The sequence below is a fragment of the Streptomyces sp. NPDC021562 genome (genome assembly GCF_040640875.1).
Lineage (GTDB): Bacteria > Actinomycetota > Actinomycetes > Streptomycetales > Streptomycetaceae > Streptomyces.
This window is the reverse complement of sequence record NZ_JBFACN010000021.1, coordinates 84,784-103,922: the sequence shown is the minus strand read 5'-3', so window position 1 is coordinate 103,922 and position 19,139 is coordinate 84,784. Positions and strand designations below refer to the sequence as shown.

General features: G+C 73.9%; 12 protein-coding genes. 8 read left to right on the top strand and 4 right to left on the bottom strand.

Features of this window, described 5'->3' with window-relative positions:
* Positions 1-38 precede the first annotated feature (38 nt).
* The 3 genes from AB0G52_RS29285 (at position 39) to AB0G52_RS29275 (ending at position 2,187) form a co-directional block, all read left to right on the top strand.
* Positions 39-1,211 (top strand): thiolase family protein, encoded by a 1,173-nt coding sequence (locus AB0G52_RS29285; RefSeq protein WP_361340222.1) that lies wholly within the window; start codon positions 39-41, stop codon positions 1,209-1,211.
* 122 nt (positions 1,212-1,333) lie between these two features.
* Positions 1,334-1,702, top strand: coding sequence for a hypothetical protein (locus tag AB0G52_RS29280; RefSeq protein ID WP_361340219.1), 369 nt, complete (start codon positions 1,334-1,336; stop codon positions 1,700-1,702).
* Positions 1,703-1,851: 149 nt separating this feature from the next.
* Positions 1,852-2,187, top strand: coding sequence for a hypothetical protein (locus AB0G52_RS29275; protein WP_361340216.1), 336 nt, complete (start codon positions 1,852-1,854; stop codon positions 2,185-2,187).
* A 38-nt stretch (positions 2,188-2,225) separates the two neighbouring features.
* On the opposite strand, the gene AB0G52_RS29270 is transcribed toward AB0G52_RS29275, so the two are convergent.
* A complete protein-coding gene (locus tag AB0G52_RS29270; protein ID WP_132887775.1) occupies positions 2,226-2,993 on the bottom strand; it encodes a TVP38/TMEM64 family protein in 768 nt (255 codons plus the stop codon).
* A gap of 336 nt (positions 2,994-3,329) precedes the next feature.
* On the opposite strand from AB0G52_RS29270, the gene tuf reads away from it, so the two are divergent.
* Both tuf and AB0G52_RS29260 read left to right on the top strand, forming a co-directional pair.
* Entirely contained in the window at positions 3,330-4,505 is a 1,176-nt protein-coding gene (tuf, locus tag AB0G52_RS29265; RefSeq protein WP_132887776.1) for an elongation factor Tu, read from the top strand.
* Between the two features lie 95 nt (positions 4,506-4,600).
* The gene (locus tag AB0G52_RS29260; RefSeq protein ID WP_361340213.1) at positions 4,601-5,446 is read left to right on the top strand and encodes a fused MFS/spermidine synthase; all 846 of its coding nucleotides are present in this window, start codon (positions 4,601-4,603) and stop codon (positions 5,444-5,446) included.
* Here the strand turns inward: AB0G52_RS29260 and AB0G52_RS29255 are convergent.
* Complete coding sequence (locus tag AB0G52_RS29255) at positions 5,408-6,718, bottom strand: MFS transporter (RefSeq protein ID WP_132887778.1); 1,311 nt, start codon at positions 6,716-6,718, stop codon at positions 5,408-5,410. The genes AB0G52_RS29260 and AB0G52_RS29255 overlap by 39 nt on opposite strands.
* A 68-nt stretch (positions 6,719-6,786) precedes the next feature.
* Positions 6,787-7,794 (bottom strand): hypothetical protein, encoded by a 1,008-nt coding sequence (locus tag AB0G52_RS29250; RefSeq protein ID WP_361340209.1) that lies wholly within the window; start codon positions 7,792-7,794, stop codon positions 6,787-6,789.
* Positions 7,795-7,891: 97 nt separating this feature from the next.
* Between AB0G52_RS29250 and AB0G52_RS29245 the strand changes: the two genes are divergently transcribed.
* A complete protein-coding gene (locus tag AB0G52_RS29245; protein ID WP_132888140.1) occupies positions 7,892-8,329 on the top strand; it encodes a DUF4442 domain-containing protein in 438 nt (145 codons plus the stop codon).
* Between the two features lie 69 nt (positions 8,330-8,398).
* Here the strand turns inward: AB0G52_RS29245 and galU are convergent, their stop codons facing one another.
* Entirely contained in the window at positions 8,399-9,352 is a 954-nt protein-coding gene (galU, locus tag AB0G52_RS29240) for a UTP--glucose-1-phosphate uridylyltransferase GalU (protein ID WP_361340206.1), read from the bottom strand.
* 414 nt (positions 9,353-9,766) lie between these two features.
* Here galU and AB0G52_RS29235 point away from each other — a divergent pair, with 414 nt between their 5' ends.
* On the top strand, positions 9,767-11,722 hold the full coding sequence (locus tag AB0G52_RS29235) for a ricin-type beta-trefoil lectin domain protein (protein WP_361340203.1): 1,956 nt from the start codon (positions 9,767-9,769) through the stop codon (positions 11,720-11,722).
* A gap of 528 nt (positions 11,723-12,250) precedes the next feature.
* Entirely contained in the window at positions 12,251-19,138 is a 6,888-nt protein-coding gene (locus AB0G52_RS29230; protein WP_361340200.1) for an SDR family NAD(P)-dependent oxidoreductase, read from the top strand.
* Position 19,139 lies beyond the last annotated feature (1 nt).

The window sequence follows — 19,139 nt, the reverse complement described above, 5'->3', positions numbered from 1 at the left end:
ACTCACCGGTAATCGGCCCTGGCAATCGAGGTTCCCTGATGCGTGACGCAGTCATCGTCGAAGCCGTACGCACACCCGTCGGCAAGGGCAAGCCGAACGGCTCCCTGGCCCACGTCCACCCTGTGGAACTCCTGGCCCACACCCTGCGCACCCTGGTCGAGCGTTCGGGGGTCGACCCCGCCCTCATCGACGACGTGATCGGCGGCACCGTCGACCAGGTCGGCGAGCAGGCCATGAACACCACCCGGTACGCCGTCCTCTCGGCGGGCTTCCCGGAGACGGTCCCCGCGACCACCGTCGACCGCCAGTGCGGGTCCTCCCAGCAGGCGGTGCACTTCGCCGCGCAGGGTGTCATGTCCGGCGCCTACGACATCGTGGTGGCCTGCGGCGTGGAGTCGATGAGCCGGGTGCCGATGTGGTCCAACGTGCCGCCCGGCAAGGACCCCTTCGGGCCCGGGGTCGCCGCGCGCTACCCGGAGGGGCTGGTCCCGCAGGGCATCAGCGCCGAGCTCATCGCCGCCAAGTGGTCCATCGGGCGCGCCGAGATGGACGCGTTCGCGGTCTCCTCGCACGCGAAGGCGGCGGCCGCGTGGGAGGCCGGGCTGTTCGACGCCGAGGTGGCGCCGCTGGCGGGGGTGGGCCGTGACGAGTCCGTACGGCCCGGCACCACCGCGGAGGTCCTCGCCGGGCTCAAGCCCGCCTACTACGACCCCGCCTTCGCCGAGCGCTTCCCGGCCATCGAGTGGAACGTCACGGCGGGCAACGCGAGTCCGATCAACGACGGGGCGTCCGCCGTGCTCGTCATGGCGGGGGAGACCGCGCAGCGGCTCGGGCTGCGGCCGCTGGCCCGGCTGCACGCGTTCGCCGTGACCGGCTCCGACCCCCTGCTGATGCTGACCGGCGTGATCCCGGCGACCGAGAAGGTGCTGCGCAGGGCCGGGCTGGGGCTCGGGGACATCGACCTCTTCGAGGTGAACGAGGCCTTCTCCAGCGTGGTGCTCGCCTGGCGGCAGGAGACCGGTGCCGATCTGGCCAAGGTGAACGTGCACGGCGGGGCCATCGCCCTGGGGCATCCGCTGGGGGCGAGCGGGACCCGGCTGACCACGACGCTGGTGCACGCGATGCGGGAGCGCGGCGCTCGCTTCGGACTGCAGACGATGTGTGAGGCGGGCGGGCTGGCGAACGCGATGATCCTGGAGGGGGTGCGTTAGGCCCGGGTGTCAAGTCCCGAATTCGAGTCACGTGACCGGGGAGGGGCGGTAATGCCCCAATGGAGGCATGAGGTCGCACGGAAACGGCGGCCACCCACTCGCCTCACTCAAGGAGCACTCCCATGTCGCGTTTCACCCGTATCGCCGTCCTGACCGCTTCGACCGCGCTGGCCGCGGGCGGGGCACTGATCCCCACCAGCGCGTTCGCCGCCCCGGCGCACACCGGCGCCATGACCATGGCCCCCAGCCATCACCACCACGGAGGCGGGGGCGGGGGCGCGGTCACCAATGTCCCGGTCTTCAACAACGGGAACGGCGGGGGCGCGGTCACCAATGTCCCGGTCTTCAACAACGGCAACGGCGGGGGCGCGGTCACCAATGTCCCGGTCTTCAACAACGGCAACGGCGGGGGCGCGGTCACCAATGTCCCCGTTTTCAACAACGGCAACGGCGGGGGCGCGGTCACCAACGTGCCGGTCTTCAACAACTGAGCGGCGTCGTGCGGCCGAGCGGGGCATCTTCTCGGCCGCACCTCGCTCTGTCAAGCCCGGAATTTCCGGAGCATGACCTGGGCCGCCCGTCCGGGCCCAATGGAAACACAAGCCCTCATTCGCTCATTTCCCGTTGAAGGAGAATCCCCATGACCCGCACGCGTACCCGACGTCTGGCGATGTTCACCGCGACGACCGCCCTGGCCGCCGGCGGGGTGCTGCTGCCGACGAGCGCGTTCGCCGCCCCGGCGCACTCGGGCGGCGGCGGTCACTACGGCTACAGCCGCTCCGGCGGCCACAGCCACTACGGCGGCTACGGCGACTCCGGTCACTCCGGCCACTGCGGCGGCAGCGGGCGCCAGGATGGCGGCAGTGGGAGCGGTCAGGGGGGCGGCCCCGTCATCATCTTCAACAACAACATTCCGATTTTCAACAACATCGGCGTCGCCCCGGCCGGAAGCACCTCCGCCAACGGGACCCAGTGAGCGGTACGGACCTCGCGCGGACGGCGGAAGCCGTCCGCCTACCGCGTGCCGCGCAGGTGGTGGCGCTTCCGCCAGGCGACCACACCGCCCGCCAGCGCCGGGACGACGATGGCCGCCACCGAGATCAGGAACACCGGGGACGTCGGGGTGGAGGCGCGGGCGCCCGCCACCACGTAGGCGGCCACGTTCGGGACCGAGCCGAGGGCCGTTGCCAGCAGGAACGGGGCGTACCGCATGCGGGAGACGGCCGCGGCGTAGTTCGCGGCCCAGAACGGGACCCCGGGGAACAGGCGCACCGCCAGCATCGAACGGAAGCCGTGTCTGCTGAACTGGTTGTCCGCCGCCTTCAGCAGGCGACCGCGCAGCAGCGGACGCAGGGCGTCCTGGCCGAGCATCCGGCCGAGCGCGAAGGAGATCCACGCGCCGAGGACCGTGCCGGCCATGGCGGCGCCCATGCCCAGGGCCGAGCCGAAGAGCGCGCCGGCCGCGAGGTTCAGGAAGGGCCGGGGCACGAACGCCACGGTGACCAGGCCGTACGCCACGATGAAGATCACCAGGGCGGTGCCGCCCCGGGCCTGTGGCGGCCAGCCGTGGGTGAGGAGTTTCTGCGGCTCGAAGAGCAGCACCGACGCCCCGCCCGCCGCGAGCAGGGCGACCAGCAGGGAGAGCCGGGACCATGGCGAGAACAGCACTCTCGTGCAGCGGGTCGTGAAGCCCGGCGGAGGAACGGCGACGGCGACGGCGAGCTCCGTGGCGGTGGCCCGGGGAGGGGCGGTGGCGGTGCCAGAGCGGTTGGCATCGAGCATCAGGCGACCCTAGCCGACGCGCGTGTGAGATCGCCGTACGGCCGCCGTCCGTTGGGCGGACCGGGGGCGCGGAAAACCGTTCGACGTGCGGCGACGCATCGGCAATGATCTGCGTCATGTTCCGGTACGCCTTCCTCGTCGCGGCGTCCGCAGTCGCGGACGCGCCGAAGGCTGCCGTCCTGTACCTCACGGCCGCTGCCGACGGCGCCCGAAGCTGACCCTCCCCGGAACGTCCGGCGGACCCCGCAGGGGGAGGGTCGGCGAGTTCTCCGGGGTCCCCGCGTCTCGCGTCCGACGAGACGTCTCTCCGTACCGAAGAGGCTTCGAGGTACAGCCATGCCCAAGACGGCGTACGTCCGCACCAAACCGCATCTCAACATCGGCACGATGGGCCATGTCGACCACGGCAAGACCACCCTGACCGCCGCCATCACCAAGGTCCTCGCCGAGCGCGGTACCGGCACCTTCGTGCCGTTCGACCGCATCGACCGGGCCCCGGAGGAGGCCGCCCGCGGCATCACCATCAACATCGCGCACGTCGAGTACGAGACGGACACCCGGCACTACGCCCACGTGGACATGCCGGGCCATGCTGACTATGTCAAGAACATGGTCACCGGAGCCGCGCAGCTGGACGGGGCGGTCCTCGTCGTCTCCGCGCTCGACGGGATCATGCCGCAGACCGCCGAACACGTGCTGCTCGCCCGGCAGGTGGGCGTGGACCACGTGGTGGTGGCGCTGAACAAGGCGGACTCGGCCGACGAGGAACTGATGGAACTCGTCGAGCTGGAGGTCCGCGAACTGCTCGGCGCGCACGGCTACGGCGGTGACTCGGTGCCCGTCGTGCGCGTCTCCGGGCTCAAGGCGCTGGAGGGGGACCCGCGTTGGACGGCCTCGATCGAGGCGCTGCTCGACGCGGTGGACACCTATGTGCCGATGCCGGAGCGGTATCTGGACGCGCCGTTCCTGCTGCCGGTGGAGAACGTGCTGACCATCACCGGACGCGGGACCGTGGTGACCGGGGCCGTCGAGCGGGGCACCGTACGGGTCGGGGACCGGATCGAGGTGCTCGGCGCGGACGTCGAGACCGTCGTCACGGGTCTGGAGACCTTCGGGAAGCCGATGGACGAGGCGCAGGCCGGGGACAACGTGGCGCTGCTGCTGCGCGGGGTGCCGCGGGACGCGGTGCGGCGGGGGCACGTGGTCGCGGCGCCGGGGAGCGTGGTGCCGGCGCGGCGGTTCTCGGCGCGGGTGTACGTGCTGTCGGGGCGTGAAGGGGGTCGTACGACTCCGGTCTCGACGGGGTACCGGCCGCAGTTCTACATCCGTACGGCGGACGTGGTCGGGGACGTCGACCTCGGCGAGGTGGCTGTCGCCCGGCCCGGGGACACGGTGGAGCTGACCGTGGAACTGGGGCGGGAGGTGCCGCTGGAGACGGGTCTGGGGTTCGCGATCCGGGAGGGGGGCCGGACCGTGGGGGCCGGGACGGTGACCGCCGTCCTCAGTTCGTAGGCGGTCGCGGTACGCGGGGGACCGCGGGCCGGTGGAGACCGGTCGCGCGGTTCCCCGCACCCCCCGGGCGGGCCCGTGCATCGCACAATGGAGAAGTGAACGATTCCATACCCGTCGTGCGCGTCACCGAGTACGGCACCGCCAAGTTGATGCCCGACGTCGATCGGGAGCGGGCCTGGTTGCTGACCGTGGACGGGGCGCCGCAGTCGTACGTCGACCTAGACGAACCGACGTATCTGGAGTTCGAGTACGCGCGGCGGCTCGGGTACGTGCTGGATGCCGTGGCCGAGGCCGGGGCGGCTCTCGACGTGCTGCACCTCGGCGGTGGCGCGCTCACCCTGCCCCGGTACGTGGCGGCGACCAGGGCCGGGTCCCGGCAGGACGTCGTGGACGCCGACCGGGGGCTGCTCGACCTCGTCACCGAGCACCTGCCGCTGGCGGACGACGCCGGGATCGCCCTGCACGCCGCCGACGCCCGGGGCTGGCTGGAAGGGGCGCCCGGGGACTCGGCCGACGTGATCATCGGCGATGTCTTCGGCGGCTCCCGGATCCCCGCGCACCTGACCTCGCTGGGCTACGCGCGGGAGGCCGAGCGGGTGCTGCGCGCCGACGGGGTGTACCTGGCGAACCTCGCGGACTCCGCCCCCTTCACCTTCCTGCGCTCACAACTGGCCACGTTCGCCGCGGTGTTCGAGGAACTGGCGGTCATCGCCGAGCCGGGGGTGCTGCGCGGCCGGCGGTTCGGGAACGCGGTGCTCATCGCCTCCCACCGGCCGATCGACGCCGGTGCGCTGGCCCGTCGCACGGCCGCCGACGCCTTCCCGGCGAGGGTCGAACACGGGCCCGCGCTCAAGGAGTTCGTGGGGGGCGCCCGGCCGGTCGGGGACGCGGACGCGGTGCCCTCACCCGAGCCCCCCGGCGGAGCGTTCGGCATCGGGTGAGGCGGTGGTGGGCTGCGCGGTGACCGGGACGGTACGGCGGGTGAGGTTGCGGACGTCCGGGACGAGCAGCACCGCGGCCGTGACGACGACGATCACGATCGCACAGCCCCACAACGCCGGGCCCAGGCCGAAGGCCTCCTCCGCGGGGCCCGCCAGCGCCGTCGCCAGCGGCAGCAGGCAGACCGAGCCGAACCAGTCGTACGCCGAGACCCGGGAGAGCTTCTCCTCGGGTATCTCCTGGTGCAGCGCGGTCATCCAGGAGACGCCGAAGACCTCCACCGTGGTCCCGGCCGCGAACATCACCACATAGAGGACGCCCACCGGCACCGGTACCGCCAGGGCCGCGGAGGGCAGGGCCAGCGGGAAGACGCACAGGGTGCCGACGAACAGCAGCCGGCGCGGCTTCCAGCGGGTCATCAGGAGGGCGCCGGCCGCGGTGCCCGCGCCGAACGCGCCCAGGGCGAGACCCCAGGGCCCCGGGCCGCCGAGGCTGTCTCGGGCCACCAGCGGGCCGTAGACCGCGTCGGCGGCGCCGAGCACCGCGTTCGCGATCGAGAACTGGACGACGATGCCCCACAGCCAGGGGCGGCCCGTGAACTCACGCCACCCGTCCCGCAGGTCCGCCAGCATCCCGCCGCCCGGTGCCCGCGGCGGGACATGGCTGACGTCGAGGAACGAACGCAGCGTCCCGGCGACCGCGAACGCCGCCGCGTCCACCGCCAGCACCCAGCCGGGGCCCACCGCCGCCACCAGCGCGCCGCCGAGGGCCGCGCCGCCCAGGGCGGCCCCCTGCATCGCCATCCGGAACACGGCGAACGCCCGGCCCGCCTGGTCCCCGCTCACCGAGGACAGCAGCATCCCCTCCGCCGCCGGGCTGAAGAACGCCTGGCCGGTGCCGCCCAGCGCGGTGAGCAGCATCATCTGCCACAGCCGGGGCTCGCCCGCCAGGACCAGGGCGGCGAATGCGCCCTGCGAGAGGAAGTTCAGGGCGTTGGCCGCGACCATCACCCGGTGGCGCGGGAAACGGTCCGCCACCGCGCCCCCGACGAGCAGGAACAGCACCAGCGGGAGGGTGCGGGCGGCGGCCACCAGGCCGACGTCCCCGGCGTCGCCGCCCGCGTCCAGCACCGCGAAGGCGGCGGCGATCAGCGAGCCGTTGGCACCCAGGCTCGTCACGATCGCCGCCGCGGTCAGCAGGCTGTAGTTGCGGCCGGCCCACACGGGTCCGCGCGGGCGGGCGGGGGCGCCGGGGGAGTCGGAGGTGGAGGTCACCGCCCGACTATCCCCGGCCGGGACCGGGCTTGCCAAACCAATGGGCCGTCGTCGCCCCCTGGATCCGGTCAGCCCCCGGTCGGGGTGCCGTGCAGCCGGACCGTGCTGAGGATCTTCATGATCGTCGCTGTCGGGACCTCGCCGTTGACGCCCTTGGCGCCGTAGAAGTCCCAGGACACCAGGTCCCCGGCCGAGTTCTCGAACCCGAACGTGATCGCCTTGCCGTCACTCGCGCACTTGCCCTTGGCCGGGGTGCCGGTCGAGCGGGCCCAGGCGTAGGCGCCCTTGAGGCCCGACGCGGTGGTGTAGGCGGTGGCCTTCTTGTCGTAGCCGATGCTCTTCTTGTCCGGATACGTGTAGCCGCCGTACACCCACCAGGGGACCTCCCTGACGGCCGCGTCGCCCGGGGTCTTCGCGCCGCTCTCGCCCTTGGTGCCGACCGCGGCCAGGGCGGTGTCCTCGGTCCGGCCGTCCTTGTCGTCGTCGCTGGTGCACCACTTCGACTTGTACTGGGCGGGAGCCGACATGGTGATGATCGGCTTGCCCTCCTTGTCCTCGAAGCCGACGGAGGTGCCGGAGGACAGCACCTCCCAGTCGGCGGGCACGTCGAAGGCCGTGCCCCACTTGGGGTTCACGACGGTCTTCCAGCCCGCGACCGTCGGCTTCTCGCCGGTGCCGTCGCCGCGCGGGTTGTCGTCGCCGGAGGCGGAGGCCGAGGCGGACGCGGTCCCCGAAGGCGACTGGCTCGTCCCCTGGTTCTTGCCGCTGTCCGCCTTGTCGTCCTTCGCGCCGCCGAGCACCAGGAAACCGGTCACCCCGGCCGCCACCACGACGGCCGCGGCCGCGACGATCGCGACCACCTTGGTGCGGTTGCCCCCGCCCCCGCCCTGCGGTCCCCGCGGTGCGCCGGCGGGCCCCGGCGGACCCCACTGCGGCTGCTGCCCGTACCCGCCTGGCTGCGGGTACTGCTGGTAGCCGGGCTGCTGGTACGGATTCGGCTGCTGGTAACCCGGTTGCTGGTACGGGTTGCTCTGCGGGTTCTGCTCGCCCCCTGGCGGCTGCTGTTCTGGCCACATGGCTGGTAACCCTAGTGCCGTCCGGCGCACGGCACCGCCCCGGCTCTGGTCAGGGTGAGCTACCCGTGAGTAACATGCCGGTATGAGCACAGACCAGATGTCGATCGGCGAGATGCTCGCCGCCACGGTCCCGATGGTGCGGACCCTCAACCTGGAGTACCTGGAGACGACTCCGGAGCGGGCCGTGCTGTCGCTCCCGGACCAGGGTGAGTTCCACAACCACATCGGCGGCCCGCACGCCGGTGCGATGTTCACCCTCGCCGAGTCCGCCAGCGGGGCGGTCGTCCTCGCCGCCTTCGGCGACCAGCTCTCCCGGGCCGTGCCGCTCGCGGTCAGCGCCGAGATCGCCTACCGGAAGGTCGCCCTCGGCCCGGTCACGGCCACCGCCACCCTGGGCCGCCCGATCGCCGACGTCGTCGCCGAACTGGACGCGGGCGGGCGGCCGGAGTTCCCGGTCGCCGTCGCCATCACGCGCGGGGACGGCGCGGTCACCGGTGAGATGACGGTCGTCTGGACCCTGCGCCCCAACAGCTGACCCCGGCGTCGGAACGCCGGACGGGGTGCGGGCCGCCGGGCCCGCACCCCGTCCTTCACCCGGGGCCGCTCAGGCGGCGCGGCGCTCGTCCCGCCCGGCCCCGTCCTCCGCCGCCAGACCCGCCACGAACTCCTTGAGCCACGCCGTGAACTCCGGCCCCAGGTCGGGGCGTTCGCAGGCCAGACGGACCACCGTGCGCAGGTAGTCGCCCTTGTCCCCGGTGTCGTAGCGCAGTCCGTCGAAGACCACCCCGTGCACCGTCCCGCCGACCGCCAGCTCCTGGAGTGCGTCGGTCAGCTGGATCTCACCGCCCCGACCGGGCGCGGTCCGCTCCAGCACCTCGAAGACCTGCGGGTCGAGGACGTAGCGGCCGATGACCGCGTAATGGCTCGGGGCGTTCTCCAGGGACGGCTTCTCCACCAGTCCGGTCACCCTCACCACCCCGTCCTCGTCGGTGGCCTCGACGGCGGCGCAGCCGTAGAGGTGCACCTGCGAGGGGTCGACCTCCATCAGCGCCACGACACTGCCCCGGAAGCGGTCGCGGACGTCCAGCATCCGGCTCAGCAGGGTCTCGCGGGCGTCGATCAGGTCGTCGCCGAGGAGTACCGCGAAGGGCTGGTCGCCCACGTGGTGCCGGGCGCACAGCACCGCGTGGCCGAGACCGAGCGGGTCGCCCTGGCGGATGTGGTGGATGTCGGCGAGCCGGGCCGGGTCGCGTACCGCGTCCAGGCGGACGGTGTCGCCCTTGGCGGCCAGCGCCTGTTCCAGTTCGAAGGCGTTGTCGAAGTGGTCCTCGATGGCCCGCTTGTGCCGTCCGGTGACCATGAGGATGTCGTCCAGCCCGGCCTTCGCGGCCTCCTCGACGACGTACTGGATGGCCGGCTTGTCCACGACCGGCAGCATCTCCTTCGGTGTCGCCTTGGTGGCGGGCAGGAAACGGGTGCCGAGCCCGGCGGCCGGGACCACGGCCTTGCGCACCGGCCGGGGGGACGCGGGGGCGGGGGAGGGGTGGGGGGCGATCATGCGGCACATCGTGGTGCACCGGCATGAGAGCAAGCCGAGAGAAACGTGTCAGAGGGCTGTGGAACGCCGACCGCCGTCCGTCGTACCGGCGGACGCCGCGGAGTTGAAGATTTCGTGTCCCATCCGGTCCGTGACACACACAAGTTGAACCTGTGAGACCGCTGAATCCAATCAAGATGGGGATACCGCCGGTAACTTATCTGAATTGCCGCGACTTTGAACTTCGGTCATCCCGACTTCTTGTTTCCTGTGAGCGGCGTGTGCGAAGGTGAGCCTCCCCGCGGGAGGGTCCAGAGGCCTGCACGGCCGTCAGGCCGGTCCTTATGGGCTCCACAAGGTACGCACCAATCAGGCACTGCATTCCCCAGGGCGCCATTTCGCATGCCGTCCTGCGGGTCGGAAGGAAATGGTTCAGTGCACTCCCCCTACCCCCCACGCCCGCCTTACCCGCCTCGCCCCGGTTCGACGCCGGGGGAGTCCGACCGCGATCTCGTCGCCCAGCTCACCGCGGACCCGGCCGCCAGGCACCACGCCGTCGCCCTGCTGCTGACCAGGCACTGGCGCGCCACCTGCGAGTACGCCGTCGTCTGCCTCGCCTCCGCCACCCCCGCCGCGCAACTGGTCGCCAGCGCGGCCTTCGAAGGGGTCCTCGGCCGGCTGGCCGGCGGCGCGGTCGGTGGCGCCCTCCGTCCGCAGCTGCTCGTGGCCGTACGGGAGACGGTCCGGGCGTGGGCCGCCGACGAAGCCATTTCCGTGGTCGTACCGGAACTGCGCAGAACCACCGGCGGTCGCGGACTCAGCGCCGCGAAGCCCGGAACCCCGGAAAGGCGGCAACTCGCCGAGCGGGCTTTCCGGGCGCTTCCCGCGGCCTCGCAATGCCTCTTGTGGCACACCGAGGTGGAAGCCGAACCCATAAACATACCCGCTGGTCTGCTGGGTGTCGACGTGCTCACCGCGACGGCCGCCCTCGACCAGGCGCGCGAGCAATTCAGGACCGGCCTGGTGCGTGCCCACCGGGAACTCGCGCCCTCGAGGGAATGCCGTTTCTACAACCGCCTCCTCGACGTCCCCATGCGCCGGGGCGGCTCGCTGCTCCCCGATGTGCAACGGCATCTCACCGAGTGCCGGTACTGCCGGCACGCCGCCGAACAGCTGAGCCACTTCGACGGCGGTCTGGAGTTCCTGCTCGCCGAGACCGTGCTCGGCTGGGGAGCCCGCCGCTATCTCGACACCCGCCCCGGCCGGGGCACGGCCGTCGAGGCGTGGCCGACCGGCGCCCCGGCGGAGCGGCAGGCCGCGCCGGGCGGACGGCACCGTACGGTGCCGGAGGGCGGCCGCCGCAAGGCGCTGGCCGTCGGCGTCGGCGTCGGCCTGGTCTCCCTCGTGCTGCTCGCGACCGTGCTCGCGGCCAAGGGCTGGTCGGACGAGAACGGCGTCGCGCACCCCGGCGCCCCCACCTGGGGCGCCCCGGTCGTGGGCGTCCCCCGGCCCGGCTCCACCACCCACCCGCCCGCCACGGTCTCCCCGTCGCCGGCCTCGGTGGGCGCACCCGCCGAGATCGCCCACGGCCGACTGCGCAGCCTCGGCGCCGGGCTCTGTGTCGACGTGCGCGGCGGCCTCGTGCGGGCGGGCGCCGAACCGCGCCTCGGCACCTGTTCGGACGCCGGGTCCCAGCAGTGGTCGTACCAGGAGGACGGCATGCTGCGCAGCGTGCTCGACCCCACCCTGTGCCTCACCGCCGATCCCGGTACCCGCAGGGTGGCGGTCTCCGGCTGCCTGGTGCACCCGGGGGAGGTGTCGTACGACCTCACGGTGCGCGGTGAGCTCCTGCTGCGCTGGGACAAGGGCCTCGCGCTGGCCGCGGACGCCACCCGGGTGGTGGTGGTCCGCCGCGACGGGTCGGTCGGGCAGCGCTGGGACCTGGGACCGGCGGGCGACGACGCGGCGGTGCCGCGCGCGGCCGCCCCGACGGTGACGCCCCCTCAGCGGCGGCGAGGCGAGTCCCCCGACTTCCGCGAGTCCCCCGAGTCCCCGGGGGCCCCGGCTCCGGCGGGGGAGGTGCCCGGTGCGCCACAGGAGCCGTACCGCACGCGGGTCGCGGAGGCCGGGGCCCGCGGCCGTCCCGTCGCCGTGGTTCCGGCCGCGCCCGTCGGCGCCGTCGGGCAGGCGGCGCCCGCGGGTTCCGTGGGGTCCGCGGGTTCCGTGGGGTCCGTGGGGGCCGCGGGGTCCGCGGGGCCGCTCACCGCGGCGGCCGGTGCGGTGAGCGGCCCCGTGCCGAAGCCCGTGGCGGACGTCGTGCGCGGGGCGGGGGGCCTGCCCGTCGGTGCGGCCGGCGATCGTGCGGGTCGCGGCGCGCACGCTCACCGCTGAATCCGCGTCGAAGAACGGTCGGCGAGCGGAAGCTCTCCGGCCGTTTACTTCAAGGGTTTACGAGAATTTTCCCGACCGTGCGTTTCAATTGCAGCAATACGGTTGGAGTCAGGTTTTTGTCAGGCTTGGTGCAGGGTTCGTGCAGGACCGTCCGGTTCGGGTTTCCGGTGTGCCACGATCGAGCCAGCGGGCCTCGGACACCCCGAATTTACAGAGCTCGGCGCCATCGCACCGCACGTTGCGCCGGGGTGAGGGCGGGATGAATCGCCCGGGTGCTTTGACGGGCTTGTGGCGGTGTGGCGCCAGGGCTCGGGGCGGCTCGCGTCCCCTGGTCGGCAGGGGATTGCTCGGATTTTCGGCTCTTGCGGTGAATTCCCCCCGCTGGCCGAATCAATGCCACCCCGCTTGATAGCCCTGCCCCGTTATTGACCCGCGAGTAATGAACTCGCTAGTTTCCGGTGGCCTCACCCGGATCTCTCCGCCGCACAAGTTCCCCACCGTGCTGTCCTCCCGATTATTCGGAGCATCATGACGTCCCCTGTGCGTGCCGTCGACCTGATCATCTGCATCACCCCTTTCGGAGAACCCGACGCCAGGCTCGCCACGGCGGTCTGCGCCGCCGGCGGACTCGGTGTCCTCGACCTCGGCCGCGGTGACCGAAGAACCCGGGAGGCGCTGGCCCGGCTGAGCCGCGCGGCACCCGGGCCGTACGGCGTGCGGGTGGGGGCGGGCTGTGCGCTCGGCCCGGACGACCTGCACCCGGCCTCCGACACGGTGGGCCCGGCCCCCGACACGGTGGTCCTGGCCCCCGACACGGTGGTCCTGGCCCCCGACACGGTGGTCCTGGCCGCCGACGCGCCCTGGGACCGCGCGCCCTGGGACATCGTGCGACTCGCCCGGCACAGCAGGGTCCTCGCCGAGGTCACCGATCTGGCCGCGGCCCGCGCGGCGGTCGCGGCCGGCGCGCACGGGCTCATCGCCCGAGGGGCGGAGAGCGGTGGCCGGGTCGGTGCGCTCAACACCTTCGTCCTTCTGCAACAGCTACTCGCGACACCGGAGTTGGACGTACCGGTGTGGGCCTGCGGTGGCATCGGGCCGCGTACGGCGGCGGCCGCCGTGGCGGGCGGCGCGGCCGGGGTCGTCCTGGACAGCCAACTCGCCCTGCTCGCCGAGTCCGGGCTGCCCGAGGCGACAGCGGCCGCGCTGCGCTCCCTGGACGGCTCCGAGACGGTGGTCGTGGCCGGGCACCGGGTCCTGCACCGGCGCGGCCCGGACACCGTGCGCCCGCCCGCCGACGACCCGGCCGCGGTCGCCGCGCTGCTCGGCGCCGAGGACCCGCGCACCCAGCTCCTCCCGGTGGGCCAGGACGGCTTCCTCGCCGCCCGGTTCGCCGACCGATGGCGCGACGCCGGGCGCACCGTGCGGGAGGTGCGGGCGGCGATACGGGAAACCGGCGAGGGAGGCGAGGAAGCCGCGGCGGCGCTGCGGCCCACGACCTCCGCGATGAGCCGCGCCCTCGGCACCCGGCTGCCCGTCGCCCAGGGCCCGATGACCCGGGTCAGCGACCGGGCCGCCTTCGCCGCGGCCGTCGCCGACGACGGGGCCCTGCCCTTCCTGGCGCTGGCCCTCGCGGACGGCGCCCGCACCCGCGAGCTGCTGACCGAGGCCAAGGCGGTACTGGACGGGCGGCCCTGGGGCGTCGGCGTGCTCGGTTTCGCCCCCGAGGAGCTGCGGAGCGCCCAGCTCGAAGCCGTGTGCGAACTGCGCCCCAGCCACGCGATCGTCGCCGGAGGCCGGCCCGCCCAGGCGCAGGCGCTGGAACGGGCCGGGATCAGCACCTTCCTGCACGTGCCCGCACCGGGGCTGCTGCGGCAGTTCCTGGAAGCAGGGGCCCGCAAGTTCGTGTTCGAGGGCTCGGAGTGCGGCGGCCATGTCGGGCCCCGCGCGAGCTTCCCGCTGTGGGAGGCCCAGCTCGCCGTGCTGGAGGACTTCCCGGACACCGAAGGACTGGAGGTGTTCTTCGCGGGCGGCATCCACGACGAACGCTCCGCCGCGATGGTCGCCGCGCTCGCCGCGCCGCTGACCGCCCGGGGCGCGGCCGTCGGCCTCCTCATGGGCACCGCCTACCTCCTCACCGAGGAGGCGGTGGACCGGGGGGCGATCCAGCCCCTCTTCCAGCGCCAGGTCAGGGCCGCCGCCTCGACCGCCCTGCTGGAGACCGCCCCCGGACACGCCACCCGCTGTGTGCCCAGCCCCTTCACCCTCGACTACCACAGGCGCGAAGCCGAGCTACGGGCCGGCGGAGTCCCGGACCGGCGGCTGTGGGAGGAGCTGGAACGCCTGAACGTCGGACGGCTGCGCATCGCCAGCAAGGGCGTCGACCGCTCTGCCAACGGCGAGTTGACACCCGTGGACGAGCAACGCCAGCTCAACGAGGGCATGTTCATGGCCGGGGACGTCGCCGTCCTGCGCTCGGCGACGACCACCGTGGCCGCCCTGCACCACGCCGTCACCGACGGGGCGGCCGGCCTCCTGACGGGCCGGCCGGCGCCCCGGCAGCGCACGGAACCGCCCGCGCCCGCCCCGCTGGACATCGCGATCGTGGGCATGGCCTGCATGTTCCCGCAGGCTCCCGACCTCGCCACGTTCTGGGCGAACGTGGTGGCCGGCCACGACGCGGTCACCGAGGTGCCGCCCGAGCGCTGGGACCCGGCCGTCCACCACGCGGAGGGGAGCACCACGTCGAAGTGGGGCGGCTTCCTGCCGCCCATCCCCTTCGACGCGCTGTCCTACGGCATCCCGCCCGCCTCCCTCGGCCACATCGAGCCGGTCCAGCTGCTGTCCCTGGAGGCCGCCCGGCGCGCCCTCGACGACGCCGGATACGGCGAGCGCGGCCGGGTGTTCGACCGGTCCCGCACGTCCGTGGTCTTCGGCGCCGAGGCGGGCAGCGACCTGTCCAACGCGGGCACCCTGCGCGCCGTGCTGCCTTCCTACTACGGCAAGGTGCCCGACGGGCTCGCGGACCAGCTCCCCCGGCTGACCGAGGACTCCTTCCCGGGCATGCTCGCCAACGTCATCTCCGGCCGGATCGCCAACCGGCTCGACCTCGGCGGCGCCAACTACACCGTCGACGCGGCCTGCGCGTCCTCGCTGGCCGCCGTGGACGTGGCCTGCAAGGAACTCACCGCGGGCACCAGTGACGTGGTGCTGTGCGGGGGCGCCGACCTGCACAACGGCATCAACGACTACGTGCTCTTCTCCTCCGTGCACGCCCTGTCGCCGACCGGTCGCTCCCGCGCCTTCGACGGCTCCGCCGACGGCATCGCCCTCGGTGAGGGCGTGGCGTGCGTCGTACTGAAGCGGCTGGCCGACGCCGAGCGCGACGGTGACCGGATCTACGGTGTGATCAAGGGGCTCGGCTCGTCCAGCGACGGCCGCTCCCTCGGGCTGACCGCGCCGCGTCCCGAGGGACAGCGGGCCGCCCTGCTGCGCGCGTACCGCAACGCCGGGATCTCCCCGGCGCGGGTGGGCCTGGTCGAGGCGCACGGCACCGGGACGGTCGTCGGCGACCGCACCGAACTGACCATTCTCGGCGAGGTGTTCGCGGAGGCCGGAGCAGCCGGCGGTAGCTGTGCGCTGGGGTCGGTCAAGTCCCAGATCGGGCACACCAAGTGCGCGGCAGGCCTCGCCGGGCTGATCAAGACCACCCTCGCCCTGCACACCGGCGTCAAACCGCCCACCCTGCACCTGGAACGGCCCAACGCGGCCTGGCAGGACGGTGACAGCCCGTTCGCCTTCCACACCGAGGCCCGGCCCTGGGCCGCGCCCGCCGCCGAACGGGTCGCCGGGGTCAGCGCGTTCGGGTTCGGCGGCACCAACTTCCACGTGGTGGTCGGCGCCTACGACAGCCCCGTGCCGCCCGAGCGGGGGCTCCTGGCCTGGCCCGCCGAGCTGTTCGTGTTCCGGGGCCGGGACGAGAAGGCCGCGCACCGGGGCGTCGAGGAGATCCTGCGGGCCGCCGAGTCCGGGTCCTGGCGCTTGCGCGACCTGGCGCTGGCCGCCGCCCGCCGTGCGGACGCCGCGCACGAGCCGGTGCGGGCCGCGGTGGTCGCGCGGGACGTGAGCGGGCTCGCCGGACAACTGCGCCGGGTGCTCGCCGGGGAGCACGACCCGCGCGCCGGGATCCACCTGGCCGACGGGGCCCAGGACGGCGAAGGGAAAGTGGCGTTCCTCTTCCCCGGCCAGGGCAGCCAGCGCCCCGGCATGCTCGCCGACGTGCTGATCGCGTTCCCCGAGCTCCAGCACTACCTGCGCCTCGGCCGCGCCCACGCCGACGCCCTCTACCCGCCCACCGCGTTCGACGACGACGCCCGGGAGCGCCGCCGGGCCGCCCTGACCGACACCCGGGCCGCCCAGCCCGCCCTCGGCATCACCGGCCTCGCCGCCCACGCCCTGCTGGCGGCGGCCGGGGTGCGCCCCGACATGGCGGCCGGACACAGCTACGGCGAACTCGTCGCCCTCGGCGCGGCCGGCGCCCTCGCCCCCGAGACGCTCCTGGAACTCAGCGCCGAACGCGCGGCGGCGATCCTGGCCGCCGCGGGCGACGAACCGGGCACCATGGCCGCGGTGTCCGCCGGGGCGGACGACGTCGCACGCGCCCTGCGCACCGCGAAGGCGCCGCCCTCGGTCGTGCTCGCCAACCACAACTCCCCCCAGCAGACGGTCATCTCGGGGCCCACGCCGGACGTGACCGAAGCCGTGCGGCTGCTGCGGGACGCCGGGTTCGGCGCGAAGCGGATTCCGGTGGCCTGCGCCTTCCACAGCCCGGTCGTGGCCGGGGCCGGGGAGCGGTTCGCGCACGTCCTCGCCGACAAGGCCGTACGACCGCCCGAGTTCCCGGTGTGGTCCAACCGCACGGCGGCCCCCTACCCGCGGCACGCCGACGCCGTACGCGCCGAACTGGCCGCCCAGATCGGCTCACCCGTCGCCTTCGCGGCGGAGATCGAGGCGATGTACGAGGCCGGGGCCCGGGTCTTCGTCGAGGCGGGCCCGGGGGCGGTCCTCAGCCGGCTGGTCGGCCAGATCCTCGGCGAGCGGCCGCACACCGCGGTGGCCCCCGAACCCCGCCCCGACAGCGGCCTGCAGGGCTGGCTCGACGCACTCGCCCGGCTGGCCGTGGCCGGGGTACCGGTCCGTACCGCCTGGCTGCTGCGCGGCCGCGACGCCGTGGACGCACTGCGCACCCCGGCACCGAGGCGGCCCGGCTGGACGGTCGACGGCCAGCTGGTGCGCACCGCCGACGGAGACCTGCTGCCCGGTGCCCTCGCACCGGCCCGACGAGTCGTGGAGACGACGACTGTGACGACGAACCAGCCGCACGGCGCCCCGGTCGACCGGGACGCGCTGATCTCCGAATACCTGCGCACCAGCCGGGAGATGATCGCCGCGCAGCGCGATGTGCTGCTCACCTACTTCGGGGCGGCCCACGTGCCCGCGGCCCCCGCGCCCGCCCTGCTGCCGGCCGCCGCGGCGGCCGTGCCCGAACCGCAGGCGGCGGCGCCCTCCGTCGTCGCGCCCGCGGCCGTACCCGCAGCCGCGCCCGAGGAGCCCGCCGACGTCGAGCGGGTGGTGCTGGAGATCATCAGCGAACGCACCGGCTACCCCCTCGACATGATCGAGCCGGACCTCGACCTGGAGGCGGACCTCAGCATCGACTCGATCAAACGTGCCGAGATCGCGGGCGAGTTGGCGAAACGGCTCGGGATCGCGGACGGCACCCGGACGCTGGACGACAGCGAGCTGGAGGAACTGGCCAAGGCACGTACGGCGGCCGCGGTGACGGGCTGGCTCGCGGCGCGCCTCGAAGGGGCGGGCGGGACGGTGACCGCCGGGACCGACGCGTCCGAGGAGCCGGCCGAACAGGCCCCGGCACCCGAGGAGACCTTCGCCGCAGTGGCGCCCAAACGCTACGAGGTGCGACCCGTGCCCCTCGCGCCGCCGGAACCGGGGGCCGACCCCGCCGCCGTACTGTCCGGGAAGCGGTTCTTCGTCCTCGGGGACGGCGCACCGCTGGCGCAGCGGCTCCACGCGCACGGTGCCGAGACCGTGACCGTCGCACCGGACCACCTGCTCGGGGAGGCGGACGGGGCCGTGGACGGCGTGCTGTACCTGGGCGCGCTGCCCGGCACCGGGGACACGCCGGTGCTGCCGGACGCCTTCCCGGTCCTGCGGGCGGCCCTGGCCCGCGGCCCGCGCTGGCTGCTGGCCGCCCGGCCCGCCGACGGCGCCGACGCGGCGCGCTCGGCCGGCCTGCACGGGCTGTTCCGTACGGTCGCCAGGGAGTACCCCGACACCGTCGCCCGGGTCGTGACCCTGGAGAACGCGGAACCGGCCGCCGTCGCCGACGCACTGCTCACCGAGCTGCTCGCCCCCGGCCCGGCGCCCGTGGTGCTGCGCACGGCCGGCGGCCGGCAGGGCCTCGAACCGGTGGAGGCGCCGCTGGGCGCGCTCGGCAGCACCGGTGCCGGACCGGCGGGGGAGGGGGCCGCCGAGGCCGGTGCGCTGGGCCTGGACCGGGACTCCGTGGTGCTGCTGGTCGGCGGGGCCCGGGGCATCACCGCGAAGTTCGCGGCCGCCCTCGCCGCCGCCTGCCGCTGCCGCCTCGAACTGCTCGGCCGGACCCCCGCGCCCACCGGGCCCGAGGCCCCGGACACCGCCGCCGCCCGCACTCCCGCCGCACTGCGCGCGGCCCTCGCCGCCAGGGGTGGCCTGAGACCCGCCGAGGTCAACCGCGAGGCCGAACTCCTCCTCGCGCAACGGGAGATCACCGCCACCCTCGACGAACTCACCGCGCTCGGCAGCGCGGCCCGCTACCACGCCGTCGACTTCCGCGACCGGGAGGCCGCCCTCCAGGCGGTCAAGGAGATCCACGCCGACCACGGGCGCCTGGACGGGGTCGTCTTCGCGGCCGGGGTGATCGAGGACCGGCTGATCGCCGAGAAGACCCCCGAGTCCTTCCAGCGGGTCTACGGCACCAAGACGGCCGGCGCCGCGACCCTGCTCGCCGCGCTGGAGGAACTCCCCGGCGGCCCTGCCTTCGTGGTGCTGTTCGGCAGCGTCTCCGCCGTCCTCGGCAACCGGGGCCAGGCCGACTACGCGGCCGCCAACGACACGCTGGAGAGCCTCGGCGCCGACTGGGCGCGGCGCACCGGCAACCGGGCCCTGACCGTGCACTGGGGCCCCTGGGCCCCCACCGGCGGCCACACCGGCATGGTCAGCCCGGAACTGGGGCGCGAGTACGCACGGCGCGGGGTACGCCTGATCGACCCCGACGAGGGGACGGGCGCACTGCTGCGGGAGCTCGCCTGGGGCCCGGAGACCACCCGCGCCGTCGTCTACACCGCGTCGGGCTGGTGAG